This window comes from Nocardia sp. NPDC050630, from assembly GCF_044457245.1.
Taxonomy (GTDB): domain Bacteria; phylum Actinomycetota; class Actinomycetes; order Mycobacteriales; family Mycobacteriaceae; genus Nocardia.
In genome coordinates this window covers 66,147-81,238 of sequence record NZ_JBITGN010000008.1, presented here as the reverse complement: position 1 = coordinate 81,238, position 15,092 = coordinate 66,147, and the positions used below count along the sequence as shown (strand labels likewise).

The following is a 15,092-nucleotide window of genomic DNA, read 5'->3' as shown; positions in this document are numbered from 1 at the left end:
TCGGCCGATGACTCATCCGCAAACGATTCCAGGAGACGCGATTCGATGCGCACCTACGTGATAACCGGCGGTACCGACGGCATGGGCAAGGGTCTCGGCCTGCACTTCCTCGGCCGCGGCGACCGTGTGCTCGCGGTGGCCAGCGGCGCGGTGAAGGGCGCCCGATTCCTGCGCGAGGCCGCCGACCTCGGCGCCGCCGACCGGGCCAGCTTCATCCAGGCCGACCTGAGCACGCTCGCGGGAATGCACAAGGTCATCGCGGAAGCCGCGGCGGTCACCGATACCGTCGATGGTGTCGTCTTCGGTGCGCAGAACTTCCGGTCCGAACGTCAGCAGACCGCCGATGGCTTCGAATACACCTTCGCCCTGGCCTACCTGAGCCGCTATGTCATCGGACACGGACTCTTCGACGCACTCGAACGCGCCGAAGCCCCGGTCATCATGAATATCGCGGGTCCGGGCGGACTGCCGGGCAGCATCGAATGGGACGATCTACAGCTACGAACCGGTTTTCGCGGCATGCGCGCGGCCATGCAGTCCTCGCGCTGCATCGACCTGCTCGGCGTGGCATTCGCGCAACGTCACCCGGGAGCCCGCACACGATATGTGCTGTACAACCCGCTCATGGTGCGTACCGCCATGGCCGACCCGCTGCCGACAGCGCACCGCATCGTCACCAAGACGTGGCTCCTGCTCGCCGGTCAACCGGTGCGCAAGGCCATCGTCCCCATCGCCGAACTGATCGACCATCCACCGACCGAACCGGTCGCCGCTTTCCGGCGCCGCACGCGACTCGCCTTGGCGGGCAAGGATTTCGATCCCGAGCGTGCCCGGCGGCTCGACGCGATCACCGCCGAGTTGGTCGACAGCCGGGTCACCGGCGGATAACGACATCGAACCCGCTCGCCCGAAGCCGACCACCGGCGGCCCCCTTCGGATAGATAATCCTGGAGGGGGCCTGCGCGTTGGGAGGCAGTCGGGATGGCGCGGATCGGGGTCATGAGCGTGTCCGATGGGCGTGATTATGTGCACGCCGGGATCGCCGAGTTCATCGGGTCGGCCGAGGATCGGCTGGTCACCGCGTTGCGGGCGGCCGGGCACGAGGTTATCCGCGGCTCGGCCCAGATCAGTACCAACGCACTGGCCGGATCGGTGGCACGTGAAGTGGCGGCCGCCGGTGTCGATCTCACGGTGCTGCATTATGCGGTCTGGGCGTTCCCGCACTTCACCATGCTGGCCGCGGGTGCGACGCCGGGGCCGCTGCTGTTGCTGTCCAATATCGATCCGGTGCAACCCGGCATGGTCGGCATGCTGGCCGCGGGCGGTGCGCTGGACCAGATCGGCCGCGCGCACACTCGATTGTGGGGCGATCCGGCCGATACCGAGTTGATCGAGACGATCGGTACTCGGGCGAGCGCGGCGGCCGCGGTATCGAGTTTGCGCGGCAGCACTTTCGGGCGCTTCGGCGGTCGGCCGATGGGGATGAATACGGCCGTCGCCAATACCGATCAGTGGCAACGCCTGTTCGGCATCGACGTCGAGGAGATCGACCAGTGGGAGATCGTCCGCCGAGCGGAACAGGCCGACGCCGGTGAGGCGAAGGGTGCGCGAGAGTGGTTGGAGCACAATACCGCTGGTGTGCACTACGACGGTGTGAAGCTCACTCCGGAATTGCTGGAACGCCAGATTCGCTCGTATCTCGCCGTGCGTGAGCTGATCGAGGAATGGCGGCTGGACTTCTCGGGTATCAAGGGCCAGCCCGAGCTCACCCAGTATTTCGCCACCATGGATATCACCGAGGCGTTCCTCAATGACCCCTACGATTGGAACGGCCCCAAACGACCCCATGTGTGTGCGACCGAAGCCGATATGGACGGCGCACTCACCATGCGGCTGCTGCACCAGATCGCCGGTACCCCGGTGCTTTTCGCCGATGTTCGGCACTATCACGCGGACCGCGATATCTGGGATCTGTGCAATTCGGGCCAGCACGCCACCTGGTTCGCGGCCCGCAGCGACGAACCGACGGAGAATCTCGCCAACGTACATCTCTATCCGGAGGTGTTCTTCTTCCCGGCGGGTGGTGCGTCGGTGCATCATCTCGCCGCACCCGGCCGCATGACCCTGGCTCGCCTCACCCGCAAGGGCGGTGACTACCGAATGCAGTTGATGCTTGGCGATTTCGAGACCTATGACCAGGCGACCAACGAGGCGCTGATGAAACAGTCCACTTGGGAATGGCCGCATGCCTTTGCCCGGTTGGACGCACACGCCGACGATTTCCTGTCCCGCTTCGGCGCCAACCATATTCACGCCGTCCCGGGTGACCATCGGGCCACTGTCCGGGCGGCCTGCGATCTGCTCGATATCACTCTCGACGAGTTCACCCGATGACGAGCGCATTTCTCGGTGTCGATATCGGGACCTCCAGCTCCAAGGGAGTGCTGGTCCGGTCGGACGGTACTGTTATCGCTAGATCCGAACGGACGCATGGTGTTTCGACTCCGCGACCAGGCTGGTTCGAACACGATGCCGAACAGATCTGGTGGGCGGAGTTCCGTGCGATCATCGGCGAACTCCTCGCTGCGGCCGACGGCACGACTCTCGACGCACTCGCGGTATCCGGCATCGGCCCGTGTCTGCTGCCCGCCGATGCCGCCGGAAAACCGCTGCGCCCGGCCATCCTCTACGGCGTCGACACCAGGGCTACCACCGAAATCGCCGAATTGAACAACGAATTCGGTGCCGCAGCGGTACTCCAGCGCGGCGGTTCACCGTTGACCAGCCAGGCCGTCGGCCCGAAGTTGCGCTGGCTGGCCCGGCACGAGCCGCAGATCGCGGCGGGTACCCAGATGCTGTTGATGGCGAGTTCATTTCTCGTGCACCGACTCACCGGGCGCTATGTGCTCGATCATCAATCGGCCAGCCAGTGCGTCCCGATGTACGACCTGCGCCACTGCGATTGGGCGTACGACTGGGCCGCAGCGGTTGCGCCCGGTCTGCCGCTGCCCGAATTGGCCTGGCCCACCGAAGTTGTCGGCAAAGTGAGTGCGACGGCCGCCTCGGCGACCGGGCTCCCCACGGGACTACCGGTCACCACCGGAACCACCGATGCCTGGGCCGAGGCCGCCAGCGTCGGCGTTCGAACACCCGGCGACGCGATGATCATGTACGGCACAACCATGTTCCTCGTCAATGTGCTGACCGAGCCACGCCCGCATCCCGGCCTCTGGCTCACCTGCGGTGCCTGGCCCGGCACCTATACATCGGCGGCGGGCATGGCAACCTCCGGCGCGGTCACCGATTGGCTGCGCAACATCGTCGGCGGCGACTTCGCCGGCCTGGTGGCCGAGGCCGCCGAAGTCCCGGCCGGCAGTCGCGGCCTGCTCGCGCTCCCGTACTTCGCGGGCGAGCGCACGCCACTGTTCGATCCGGATGCCAGGGGCATTATCGCGGGCCTGACCCTTGGCCACGGGCGTGCCGAGCTCTACCGCGCGGTGCTGGAGGGCATCGCCTACGGGGTGCGGCACAACCTCGAAGCGATGGCGGGCGGACATACCCCGCGGCTGGTCGCGGTCGGCGGCGGGACGAAGGGCGGGTTGTGGACCCAGATCGTCAGCGATGTGACCGGACTTCCGCAGCAACAACCGGCCGACACCGTCGGCGCCTGCCTCGGTGACGCACTGCTCGCGGCGGAGGCCGTGGGTGTCGATACCGCAGGCTGGAACCCGGTCATCGGGGTGGTGCAGCCCGATGCGGATCGCGGCGCGATCTATGCGTCGTATTACCGCCGCTACCGCGAGCTATACGAATCCACCGTGGATATCGCTCATTTTCTCGCAGCGGAGCAACACCGATCCGCTCACCTGCAATAGAGCCGCCGCCTATGCCAGGATGCCAGGCAGTTATCACGAGGACTTCGATGCCGACAATCACCATCTCTTACCTGAAGCGCGCGGGCCATGCCGCCGTCACCGACCGATACGGCTGGCCGGGGCTGTGAACGTCCCGGGTTCGGCATCGGAACTCTGGCGGCTCGACGCCGCACGGACCCGCTCGATCAGCGCGGAGAATCCGACCGGCTCCCCCGGTGCCGGAGCTCGCGCGATCGAGGGCACCGGCGCACATGCGGCGCGACTGCTGGGCCCGGGGTGGAAAATCTCCCCGTCAATTCACCTCGATGCGGGCGAAACCGCGACGCTGGCAGACATTTCCGGCTCCGGTGTGCTGACCCACTGCTGGCTCACCACCGACCGCACGGCGCTGCGACAGCTCACGCTCCGCATGCACTGGGATAACGAGCCCGAGCCGTCGATCGACCTGCCACTCGGCGATTTCTTCTGCAACGGCTGGGACGAGTTGGCATTGGTGCAATCCGAGATGGTGGTCGTCGCTCCCGCCGGTGGACTGAACAGCTTCTGGCCCATGCCTTTTCGCGCGCACGCCAGGATCACACTGCACAACGGCAGTGACCGCGCGGTGCCGGTCTACTACCAATTCACCTATACCGAGCAGGATGTCCCCGACTCCGCCGGGTATCTGCACGCGCTACGCCGCCATAGCACGCCACTCGGCGCGCCCGCCGTCCACACAATTCTCGACACGGTACCGGGTCCGGGCCGATACGTCGGCACCTACCTGGCGATTCGCCCCGGCGCACCGGGCTGGTGGGGCGAGGGCGAGCTGAAGTTCTACCTCGACGGCGACACCACCCATCCAACGCTGTGCGGCACCGGCACCGAGGATTACTTCGGTGGCGCATGGAATTTCGATCTCGACGGCGCTTACCACACATATTCCACGCCCTATCTCGGCCTGCACCAAGTCGTGCCGCCCGATGAGATCTACCAGCCGCATCAGCGATTCGGGATGTACCGCTGGCATATTCGCGATCCGATCTGCTTCCAGCAGGAGTTGCGCGTGACGATTCAGGCCCTCGGCTGGCATCATGACGGCACCTATCTACCGCTGACCGAAGCCGATATCGCGACGACGGCGCTGTGGTACCAGAGCCACCTAATCGCGGCCTAACTCCTCATCCGGGAATTCCATGGCGAGTAGCTCATCCGCGCGGTGCAACGCATCGTCCATCGCCGACTCGATGCCGTCCATGACCGAAAGTCCGTCCAGCAGATCGGACAACTCGCGGCGGGCGGCTTCCAATTCCGCGACCGCCGGATCGATGCGATACCACCCGACACTCTCATGCCACCAAGCGTTTTCGTCGATCCACGCCCACATGACAGCGCGCACCAGCACGGCATCGGGGGTGTACATCTGGAAGCACTCATCCGATTCGGCGGCGCGGTGCTCGAGTTCGTACACGCCGTCGGGAAGCAGGCGAGCCTGGATGTAAGCGTGCTCGCCGCGTTCGACCACGATCGCCGGATATTCCGGGTCGGGTGGTTCGCGCAGCAGATCGTCCAGCAGCGGATCGGTCAGGGCGGGCAGTGTGGTTCCGTCGCCCGTGCGGACGTGCACATCGGCGTGCCGATCCGGGTCGTCGCTCACCGCGCCAGTCTGCCGCATCCGGAAATCCGCCATGCGGCGGGGCGAAATGCGGCGGTGCGGCGGGGTTCGGGTGCAAGGTAGTGCTATGCGCGCGGTCGTGATCGAGACGCCTGGGAAATTCGCCGTCCAGTATGTGCTGGATCCGACGCCGGGGCCCGGTGAGGTCGTGGTGCGGGTGGATGCGGTCGGGATATGCGGCACCGATGTGCATATTGCCGACGGCGAGTTCCCGCCGACGCCCTACCCGATCGTGCCCGGTCACGAGTTCGCCGGTTCGGTGGTGGCACTGGGCGTCGAGGCCGATGGCGTCCAGGTCGGCGATACAGTCGCGGTGGATCCTTCGTTGTTCTGCGGCGCGTGTCATTACTGCGCGATCGGACGCGGGAATCTGTGCGAACGGTGGGGCGCGATCGGCGATACCGTCGACGGCGCGATGGCCGAATACGTCGCGGTGCCCGCCGCGAATTGCTATCGGCTGCCCGAGACGCTGCCGACTACGCATGGTGCGCTTGTCGAGCCGTTGTCGTGCGCGGTCCATGCGTTCGACGTACTGCCGCGTGCGCTCGGCGCGCACTATCTGCTGTACGGCGCGGGCACCATGAGTCTGCTGATGTTGCAGCTGGCGCGAGTCGCCGGGGCCGCGTCGGTGTCGGTGGTCGATATCAATACCGCACGACTCGCCGTGGCCGTCGAGCTCGGCGCGGATGCGGCCGCGACCACTGCCGAGGAGTTCGACCGCCCGCAGGGGTGGGAGGTGGTCATCGACTGTACGGGCGCGATCGCCGCCATCGAGGACGGACTCGGCCGGGTACGCCGAGGCGGGGTGTTCCAGCAGTTCGGGGTGGCGCCGGGTGCGGCGACCGCGTCGATTTCACCGTTCCGTATCTACAACGACGAGATCACCATCGTGGGTTCGATGGCGGTGCTGCACAGCTTCGGCCGCGCGGTGGAACTGATGGGCAAGGGCGTCATCGATGCGGACACGATGATCACCCATAGCTTCGGACTGGACGAATTCACTGACGCACTGCAGACCTTCCGCGCTGGTACCGGCCGCAAGATCCAGCTCAGGCCGGAAGCCTGATGGCCACCGTCGCAGGAGTGGACAGCTCCACCCAGTCGTGCAAGGTCGTGCTGTGCGATGCCGATACGGGCGAAATTCTGGACGAAGCGCGCGCCCCGCACCCGGCGGGCACCGCGGTGCCCGCGGAATCCTGGTGGCGGGCATTGTGTGCGGCGGGTGACGGGCTTTTGGATCGGGCCGATGCGGTGGCGATCGCGGGCCAGCAGCACGGGTTGGTCGCACTCGACGCCGATGGTCGGCCGGTCCGGGACGCGTTGCTGTGGAACGATATCCGATCGGCAGCAGCGGCCGAAGAGTTGATCGCCGAACTCGGCGGCCCGCAGGTATGGGCCGATGCGGTCGGCAGTGTGCCCCTGGCCGCATTCACCGTCGCGAAGCTGCGGTGGCTGGCCGATCACGAACCCGAGCATGCCGACCGCACACACCGGGTGCTGCTTCCGCACGACTATTTGACCTGGCGGTTACGAGGTGGTCCATCCGATTCTGCGGTCGAACCGACCACTGATCGCGGCGACGCATCGGGTACTGGCTATTGGTCGCCAACGACCGGTCTGTATCGCAGAGACATACTCGCCCACGCCTTCCGGGGTCGGACACCCGAACTTCCCCGCGTCGCAGCACCCGCCGAAGTGGTCGGACGCACACCCGCGGGCGCGATCGTCGCGGCTGGTACCGGCGATAATGCCGGTGCCGCAATGGGTTTGGGCATTGCGAACGGTGATGTCGTCATCTCGCTCGGCACCAGCGGCACCGCCTACACGCGCGCCGCCGTACCCAGCGCCGATGCCACCGGGGCCATTGCCGGATTCGCCGACGCGACCGGTGCGTTCCTGCCGCTAGCCTGCACACTCAATGCCGCCCGCGTATTGGACGCCACTGCCGAACTACTCGGCGTCGACAGCGCGGGGATGGAGACCCTTGCGCGCCAGGCCCCGTCGGGATCCGAAGGCGTCGTCATGCTCCCCTACCTCTCCGGCGAACGCACCCCGAACCTGCCGCATGCCACCGGCAGTCTGCATGGTCTGCGACCGGAAACCTTGCGCCCCAGCCATATTGCGCGCGCCGCCGTCGAAGGCATGCTCTGCAATATGGCCGACGCACTCGACCACCTACGCACCGCTGGAATCCCGATCCAGCGTGTCCTGCTGATCGGCGGCGCGGCCCGCTCCGCCCTGGTCGCCGAGGTCGCCGCCCAGATATTCGGGCTCACGGTCGCGGTCCCGGAGCCGAACGAATACGTCGCGCTCGGCGCCGCCCGGCAGGCGGCTTGGGCCCTCAGCGGCACCGCACAGCCACCGAGTTGGCCCACGCGCACCGTCGCCGAGGTCGGCGCTCCAAAAGACAGTGAGATCGGCAAGCGGATCCGAGCGGCGTACGAAAGCGCCCGACAGGCCCTCTACGCTCGATGAATAGGGTGCCGATGCCAGGCCTCGGCACCATGGCCGAAATGCTCGTAGCGACCCACACAGCACTCGAGGTCGCATGACCATTTTCGACCGCCCATACAGGGGACGCCCCGACCCCGGTATTTCCAACCACATCCACACGCGCACCTCAGTCCCACTCCCCCACCCACATTCGCGCCCCCACCCCAGTCTGGACCTCTGATCACGGGGAAACCATGGCGGCAAACGCCGAGAAGCCCCGCCACCATGGCCACCTGATCTTGATTGCGTCAGTGCGCGGCGGTGGTGCCAGCTTTGCGGCCGAAGAAGGTGGCGTCGCCGAGGGAGGTGCCGCTGATGTAGCCCTCGCCGTGGAGGCCGGAGGTGGCGCGGCCCGCGGCGAAGAGGCCGGGGATGGGGAGGCCGTCGAGGTCGAGGACTTGGCCATCCAGGGTGGTGTGGAGGCCGCCGAGGGTGAAGACGGAAGCGCCGGTGCCGCGGCGGTCCCCGGATTCCGCGGGCGGGCGAACGCCCGCTTTCACGTCGATGGCGGCCAGCGGGGGTGTCAGTGGGCGCAGCCAGCGCGGTGCCTTGTGGAAGTCGGGATCGATTCCGCGCGAGGCGAATTCGTTATAGCGCGTGATGGTGGCCGCGAGTGCGCCGGGTGGCAGGGCGAGTAGTTCGTCGAGTTCGTCGATGGATTCCGCGACGTGGGTCGGGCGCACACCCCAGCGTTCGCGTTCGGGCACCTCCTCGTAGCCCTGTTCGTCGAGCACCACCCACACATTCATATCCTGACCGAACAGCGCGGCTTGGCCGATGCGGCCGGGATAGGTGTCCTCGTTGACGAACCGTTGGCCGCGACGGTTGACGATCATGCCGCGCGCGGCGAAACCCGGAATCAGGGAAGCGCCGACCTGACCGGCCGACATATGCCGTACCGCGGCCCCGGCGGCCTGTGCGATGCGGATGCCGCTGCCGTCGTCGGTGCCCGCGCTCACCTTGGTGTGGCCCAGTAGTCGCGGCGCGTTGGCGGCGAGCATCTCGTCGTTGTCGACGAAACCACCGGTGGTGAGTACGCATCCGCGTCGTGCCCGAATGGTGAGCTCCGTGCCGTACCGTCGGGCCACCGAACCAACCACCGAACCATCCTCGCCCAGGATCAGATTCGTCGCATAGGTGTCGTATTGTGCTGTGACACCCGCGGATTCGGCCGCCGCCACCAGACAGTCCAGCAGCAATCTACCGCCGAAATCGTTCGCGGTGGGCCGATGCCCGCGCGGGGCGGGAAGCGCGATTTCGGTGAACGGCCAACTGTTTTCGCCGAGCCACATGAGCCCGTCATCGGTCGGCGGCACCCAGGCGGGAGCATCCCAGAGACTGGGTTTGAATGGCACGCCGCGCTCGACGAGCCAGTGGAAGTGCGCCACGCTGTGCTCGCTGTAGTGCACGATCTTCGCCACATCCGCGCCCGGTCCGAGCGCCGCCACCAGAAATGCCGCCATCTGCTCGGGACTGTCGTCGAACCCGCACGCCTGCTGAATCGGCGTACCGCCGCCGAGGTAGATCTCCCCACCCGACAACGCCGACGCACCACCCGGACCACCCGCCCGATCCAGCACCAAAACCTCGGCACCCGCCGTGGCGGCCTCGAATGCGGCACAAGCCCCCGCACTGCCGTACCCGACAACCAGCACGTCGGTCTCGATGTCATAGGACTTCACCTCGGCGGCGGCACGCGGCGCGACCGATTTGCGGACCGTCATGGCATCGAGGTTGCCGCGGGTCCACCGGATGAAGGAAGCGATCATCTCGCTGGTCGAGCCGAGTGCTCCCGTTCAGTGGGACTGGGGCCGATCGCCGCGTCCCGCAGTCGCGATGGTGTGTGAACGGCGTCACGTTTGCCTATCCCGGCGCCACTGAGGAGAGGAAATCGATGCGGGTCCTTGTCACCGGAATCACCGAGCCGAGCGGTCGCGCGGTGGCGCGCATGTTGTTGGCCGCCGGGCACGAAGTGGCCGGACTGGACCAGCGGTGGCATCGCTATATCGATCCGCGGGTGCGGTTCACGACCGACCGCACCGCCGCTGTCGAGGGCTGTGCGAGCATCATCCATCTGGCCGCACACGGACTCGCCGAAATTGCCGCCGAGGCGCGCGGAATCGGTGCGCGCGTGGTGGTTCCGGTCGGTCCCCACTCGGCGCGACGTGCCGATGCCGAGGCCGTGGCGGTGCTGCGAGCCTCGGGGGCGGACAGCGTGCTGGTGCGCACCGCGCCGATTGCCGGTCGCCGGATCGGACCCGAAACCCGCCGTGCACTGGAGCCGATCCTCGGCTCGAAGTCCGGCGATGGATTCCAACTTCTGCACAGCGACGACCTGGACCGCTTCCTGGTGTCGGCCGCCACCGCACTACCGTCCGGTCACAGCGACGATGGGCTCGAGATCGTCGAACTCGCGGCCCCCGGCGTGGTCACCACCGCGCAAGTGCGCCGCATGATGCGCGAAGCGGGCGTCCACTATTCGGTCTGGGTGCCTGGCTGGTCCGGCCGCCAACCGCTGCTGGATCCCACTGTCGCACAGCAGAAGTGGGGCTTCCACTGTGGTTGGACCGCGCGCGAGGTGGCGGCCGATCTGGTGCGTGGCATGATCGGTCGCAAGCCGGCCGGCGGCGGCTTCCGCAGCCCTCGGGGCGCAATCCCGCTGCCGTCACACGTGATTCCATCGCGTGCCGCGACCTCGGACAACCACCCGCTCACCGATATCGCCCCCGAGGGTCTCGAGGGTGAATTCGATGATCGAGTCGATCAGCGCTACCCGGTCCACACCGCGACCAATACCTCCGAAGCGCTCCCCGGCCCGATGACACCCTTGACCATCGATCTGCAGGCCGGTGCCATCCGCCTCAGTAACGAAGCCATGGGCGAGATGATCGCACTCGACGGAATCGCCTTGGAACACTGGACGAGTCGGGTCACCACCGTGCTCGGCCACCACATCTACATCAATGCCTCGATCGGGGTGCTCGCCGCCGAGAATATGCCGGGCTGGGATGAGGAGAGCATCCGACGCGATGCCTACGGCAATATCCCGGCCGCAATCGCCCTGCAGCCGCACGGCAAGCCGCCGATGCCGACCGGACTGGCCAGCACGCTGGCAACGGCGCGTGCGACGTCGCGAGTCATCGCAACCGCCCGCCGCTTCGGCAAGACGGCCGAACTGATCAACGCCGCATCGCACGCGGAAGCATTGAACGCAAAGGAAATTCGCGCACTCGCCGATGAGCAGTTGCACGTTCGTGCCCTACTGTGGCGCGACCGCCTGCACCAGGCGTGGCAGGCCGCGGCGATCGGTGTGATGATGACCGGCGCCGCCACCGCCATCCACGCACGCGGCAAGGACGCGGGCGAGGTCGCGATCGACCTGACTCGGTTGGAGTCGGCGAAACCCATGCTCGCGGTGGAACGGCTGGCCGAATTCTGCCGCGCCGATGCCGATCTCGCCGACCTTGCACGTGCCGGTGATATCGATGCGGCCCGGGCGATGTCCCCCGCCTTCGCCGCCGCGCTCGACGAAGAGCTGGCGAAGGTGGGGCACCGAGGTCCCGGTGAATGCGAGCTGATCAACCCCACATTCGGTGATCGCCCAGCCCTCTTGGTGAGCGCCGCCGCCCGCGCCGCGCAAATGCCAGCGCCCAAGCGCGAATCCGTGGACCCGTCGCCGAGTCGCACCGCCCGAATGGCCGCGGGAGCCACCGTGGCCAGGGAACGTGCACGTGACGGCGTCGTCCGGATCACCAATTGCCTGCGACTCGCCGTACGCGAGCGGGCCGATCGGCTCGTGCGCGCCGGTCGACTGCGCGAACTCGACGACGCCTGCTACCTCACGCTGGACGAAATCTTCTGTCTTCCAGCGGATGCGGCCGACAAGGTGGCCCGCAGGCGCGCGGAACGCACTCGGTTGCAAACCATCAGAATGCCCGATGTCATTGCTGGACAATGGGAACCGGTCCCCGGTGCGCCGGCCCTCACCGCCGACGAGAGTCTGACCGGTATCGGCGTCTGCGCCGGTGTCGTCGAGGGCCGGGTGAAGGTGGTGCTGTCGCTGGACGACGATATCGAGCCCGGCGACATCCTGGTCGCCGCGGTGACCGACACCGGCCACACCGCCATGTTCGCCTATGCCGCCGCCGTGATCACCGATATCGGCGGGTCCGCATCCCATGCCGCGATCGTCGCCCGCGAATTCGGCATTCCCTGCGTGGTCGACACCAAGACCGCGACGACCAGCCTCGCCGACGGTCAGCGCGTGCGCGTGGACGGCGCGGCCGGGACGGTCACGCTGCTGGCCGACTGAGCACGGCCCCAACTTGGGCCGCCGACCATATGCGGCCCTTGATGAAAGGAACACCCTCGTGAAGACTTCGCGCGCTTTCCGCGGCACGATCGCGGCCGCGGCCGTAGTGCTGGTCGGCGTTTTCCCGGCGCTCGCCGGACCGGCATCGGCGGGTCCGGCACTTTCGGGGCCGGCACCGGTGCTGCGGTCTCCGGGCCAGGCCGATCGGCCGCTGGGTCTGGCGCATGCGCCGAATGCCCGCGATATCGGCGGCTATCCGGCCAAGGGCGGTAGTTCGGTCGCGACCGGTGTCGTGTACCGCTCCGACGCGCTGGCCAAACTCGATGCGAGCGAACAGCAGAAGCTGGTGTCGCTCAACATCACTCAGGTCATCGACTTCCGCAGCCCCATCGAAACCGGACGCGATCCAGATCGACTCCCGGCATCGATTCGCCGCACCGAACAGCCGGTCTACGATCCGGCCAATGACTTCTACCTCATGGTGGCGCGCCTGATCCAGGCCGGACCGGCCGCGCAGCAGGAGGCGCTCGGCAACGGCAAAGCCGCCGAGATCATGCGCGACTACTACGCCTGGTTCGTTTCGAATCCCACTGCGCGCGCCCAGTTCGCCAAGGCCTTCACCGACATCGCGACCGCGCACGGTGCGGTGCTGTACCACTGCACGGCCGGTAAGGACCGCACCGGTTGGATGACCGCGATCCTGATGAGTGCGCTGGATGTGCCGAAGGGCCAGATCTACAACGACTTCCTGGACTCCAACGACAACTTGGCGGCCGGGAACAAGGCGCTGTTGGACGGACTCGTCGCCCATGGCTTGGTGACCGATCGTGCACTGTGGGAGCCGATCCTCGGTGTACAGCGCGAATTCCTGGACGCTGCCTTCGACCAGGTCCAGACTTCCTACGGCTCGTTCGACCGCTTCCTCAGCGATGGTCTCGGGATCGACGGCGCGACACTCGACGCGCTGAAAGCGAAGTTGCTGACCAAGCACTGAGTTCGTGCCGGTGTCACCGCGAAGGTGGCACCGGCTCGGTGAATCTCTCGGCCGCCTCGCCCCGCAGACTCCCCGCGGGCAGCGTCCGGCCACACAACACCAGCAGCAGATGCTGAGCCGAGCCCGCGAGTACCGATCCCGAGCCGTAAACGAAGTCGAGATCGTCGGCCCGCAGCTCGATCCCGTCCAGATCGACGCCGAAGAAGTTGACGCTCCTCGGCGAGAGCGCGCCGAGCACGATTCGCATGCGCTCGGCCGGGACGACACGGTCGAGCCCGAGCGCGACGGTGATATCCAAACCGTGGATGACATCGTGACTCAGCGCACCCGCGTATCCGCCACCCGGCGGCTTCCACGGATGATTCACATTGTCGCGCACCGCGGCAACCAGCTCCTCGGCGGTCAGCGCTGCCGCATCCGCCCGCGCACCCTTATCCGCCATCTTGTTGAAATTCCCACGCGCCTTGAGCATTTCGAGCGCAAATCGCGGCGTGGACATCCGAAACGGCATGGTGATATGCGCGACCACCTCCCGCACCCGCCATCCGGCACACAACGTCGGCTCATCCCACTGCTCGTCCTCCAGCCCGGCCAGCAGTTCCGCCAACTCACCCCGCTCCGCCTCGATCGCCGCCCGCACTTCGATCTCGGTCATCGCATCTCCTCCAACCCATAGCCAGCCCCTCCACCTCCTACGACGAACCCCACGTCCGAAACTCATCGGTCGCCGGGAGAATCGATCAAGATCAGGTGGCACGGTGGCGAGCCAAGTCGCGTTTTGCCGCCACAGTTTCAACCGTGATCACTTGTCCAACCGGGGGGCGGAGCCCGGTTTCCCAAGGGTGGCAAGGGAATAACTTTGCGCGGTGGGGCGTCGGCGGCAACCATGCTTGTTCGCTGCTCTTGGGCGGATCGTGCGGGAAGGTGAGACGGATGCGGCTGGTCATGATCGATGATGATGCCGATGGCGGCGACGCCCTGGCGCACGGACTCGAATTGCACGGGCATCAGGTGGAGCGTAAGCATCGTGGGGCGGATCTACTCCTGGCGCATCAGGGCTATCACGCCGTTATCCTCGATATGGGTCTGCCGGATATGGACGGGTTGCAAGTTTTGCGCAAATTGCGCGAGGTGAGCTCGGTGCCGGTGGTAATTCTCGGCGAACATGCCGATGAGCGTTCGATTGTGCTCGGGCTGCACAGCGGCGCCGACGATTACTTGGTCAAACCCGCGCGCATCGGTGAGTTGGCCGCGCGACTGGAGGCGGTCACGCGCCGGGTCGGCGTTGCCAGTATCGCCCGGGGTAAGACCGTGACCAGTGAGGACGTTCGCGTGGATCTCGCGGCCCGGCGGGTCGAGGTGGCCGGGGAAGTGGTTCCACTCACCCGGCTGGAGTTCGAGTTGCTGCGCGTGTTGGTCGAGCGGCCCGGAATCGCCGTCAGCCGAGAGCAATTGATGGACTGCGTCTGGGGCGACTCGATGCTGGCGGTATCGCGGAAACTGTATGTGCATATGGCCTCTTTGCGCGCGAAGTTGGACCGCCCCGGGCTGATCACGAATATTCGCGGTTATGGCTATCGCTGGGGTCCGGATCCTTACGAAAACACCGCCGAATCGAATTTGCTGCACGCGGTATAGACACCCCCTCCGAGCGTTCCGATCACCGGGACTTGTTCCCGACGCGCGGTCACGGCCGCCATAGCGTCACAACTATGGCGTCGTCCGGCACACCGGTCGCGGAATCAGAACATAGGAGGAGACCCC

The 15,092-nt window shown here is 66.6% G+C and carries 12 protein-coding genes; 9 read left to right on the top strand and 3 right to left on the bottom strand.

Annotated elements, in window-relative coordinates; translation table 11 throughout:
- Positions 1–45 precede the first annotated feature (45 nt).
- The 4 genes from ACIBG0_RS21490 to ACIBG0_RS21475 all read left to right on the top strand — a co-directional run bounded on the left by ACIBG0_RS21490 (position 46) and on the right by ACIBG0_RS21475 (position 5,031).
- Positions 46–888, top strand: a complete 843-nt coding sequence (locus tag ACIBG0_RS21490; RefSeq protein ID WP_397034723.1) for an SDR family NAD(P)-dependent oxidoreductase — start codon at positions 46–48, stop codon at positions 886–888.
- Positions 889–981: 93 nt separating this feature from the next.
- A complete protein-coding gene (locus tag ACIBG0_RS21485; RefSeq protein ID WP_397034722.1) occupies positions 982–2,394 on the top strand; it encodes an L-fucose/L-arabinose isomerase family protein in 1,413 nt (470 codons plus the stop codon).
- A complete protein-coding gene (locus tag ACIBG0_RS21480; RefSeq protein WP_397034721.1) occupies positions 2,391–3,875 on the top strand; it encodes an FGGY-family carbohydrate kinase in 1,485 nt (494 codons plus the stop codon). The genes ACIBG0_RS21485 and ACIBG0_RS21480 overlap by 4 nt, the downstream gene beginning before the upstream one ends.
- 124 nt (positions 3,876–3,999) lie before the next feature.
- A complete protein-coding gene (locus ACIBG0_RS21475) occupies positions 4,000–5,031 on the top strand; it encodes a glycoside hydrolase family 172 protein (protein ID WP_397034720.1) in 1,032 nt (343 codons plus the stop codon).
- Here ACIBG0_RS21475 and ACIBG0_RS21470 read toward each other — a convergent pair.
- Positions 5,017–5,511, bottom strand: coding sequence for a hypothetical protein (locus ACIBG0_RS21470; protein WP_397034719.1), 495 nt, complete (start codon positions 5,509–5,511; stop codon positions 5,017–5,019). The genes ACIBG0_RS21475 and ACIBG0_RS21470 overlap by 15 nt on opposite strands.
- 85 nt (positions 5,512–5,596) lie before the next feature.
- On the opposite strand from ACIBG0_RS21470, the gene ACIBG0_RS21465 reads away from it, so the two are divergent.
- Positions 5,597–6,595: a zinc-dependent alcohol dehydrogenase family protein gene (locus ACIBG0_RS21465; protein WP_397034718.1), complete on the top strand. Its 999-nt coding sequence runs from the start codon at positions 5,597–5,599 to the stop codon at positions 6,593–6,595.
- Positions 6,595–8,004: a xylulokinase gene (gene xylB, locus ACIBG0_RS21460; protein ID WP_397034717.1), complete on the top strand. Its 1,410-nt coding sequence runs from the start codon at positions 6,595–6,597 to the stop codon at positions 8,002–8,004. Before ACIBG0_RS21465 ends, xylB begins: the two co-directional genes overlap by 1 nt.
- Before the next feature lie 266 nt (positions 8,005–8,270).
- On the opposite strand, the gene ACIBG0_RS21455 is transcribed toward xylB, so the two are convergent.
- Positions 8,271–9,746, bottom strand: a complete 1,476-nt coding sequence (locus ACIBG0_RS21455; protein WP_397034945.1) for an FAD-dependent oxidoreductase — start codon at positions 9,744–9,746, stop codon at positions 8,271–8,273.
- 170 nt (positions 9,747–9,916) lie between these two features.
- Between ACIBG0_RS21455 and ACIBG0_RS21450 the strand changes: the two genes are divergently transcribed.
- On the top strand, positions 9,917–12,334 hold the full coding sequence (locus ACIBG0_RS21450; RefSeq protein ID WP_397034716.1) for a PEP-utilizing enzyme: 2,418 nt from the start codon (positions 9,917–9,919) through the stop codon (positions 12,332–12,334).
- Positions 12,335–12,392: 58 nt separating this feature from the next.
- The gene (locus ACIBG0_RS21445; protein ID WP_397034715.1) at positions 12,393–13,328 is read left to right on the top strand and encodes a tyrosine-protein phosphatase; all 936 of its coding nucleotides are present in this window, start codon (positions 12,393–12,395) and stop codon (positions 13,326–13,328) included.
- A 13-nt stretch (positions 13,329–13,341) separates the two neighbouring features.
- On the opposite strand, the gene ACIBG0_RS21440 is transcribed toward ACIBG0_RS21445, so the two are convergent.
- Complete coding sequence (locus ACIBG0_RS21440; RefSeq protein ID WP_397034714.1) at positions 13,342–13,983, bottom strand: maleylpyruvate isomerase family mycothiol-dependent enzyme; 642 nt, start codon at positions 13,981–13,983, stop codon at positions 13,342–13,344.
- 278 nt (positions 13,984–14,261) lie between these two features.
- Here ACIBG0_RS21440 and ACIBG0_RS21435 point away from each other — a divergent pair, with 278 nt between their 5' ends.
- A complete protein-coding gene (locus ACIBG0_RS21435; protein ID WP_397034713.1) occupies positions 14,262–14,966 on the top strand; it encodes a response regulator transcription factor in 705 nt (234 codons plus the stop codon).
- The last annotated feature ends 126 nt before the right edge of the window (positions 14,967–15,092 follow it).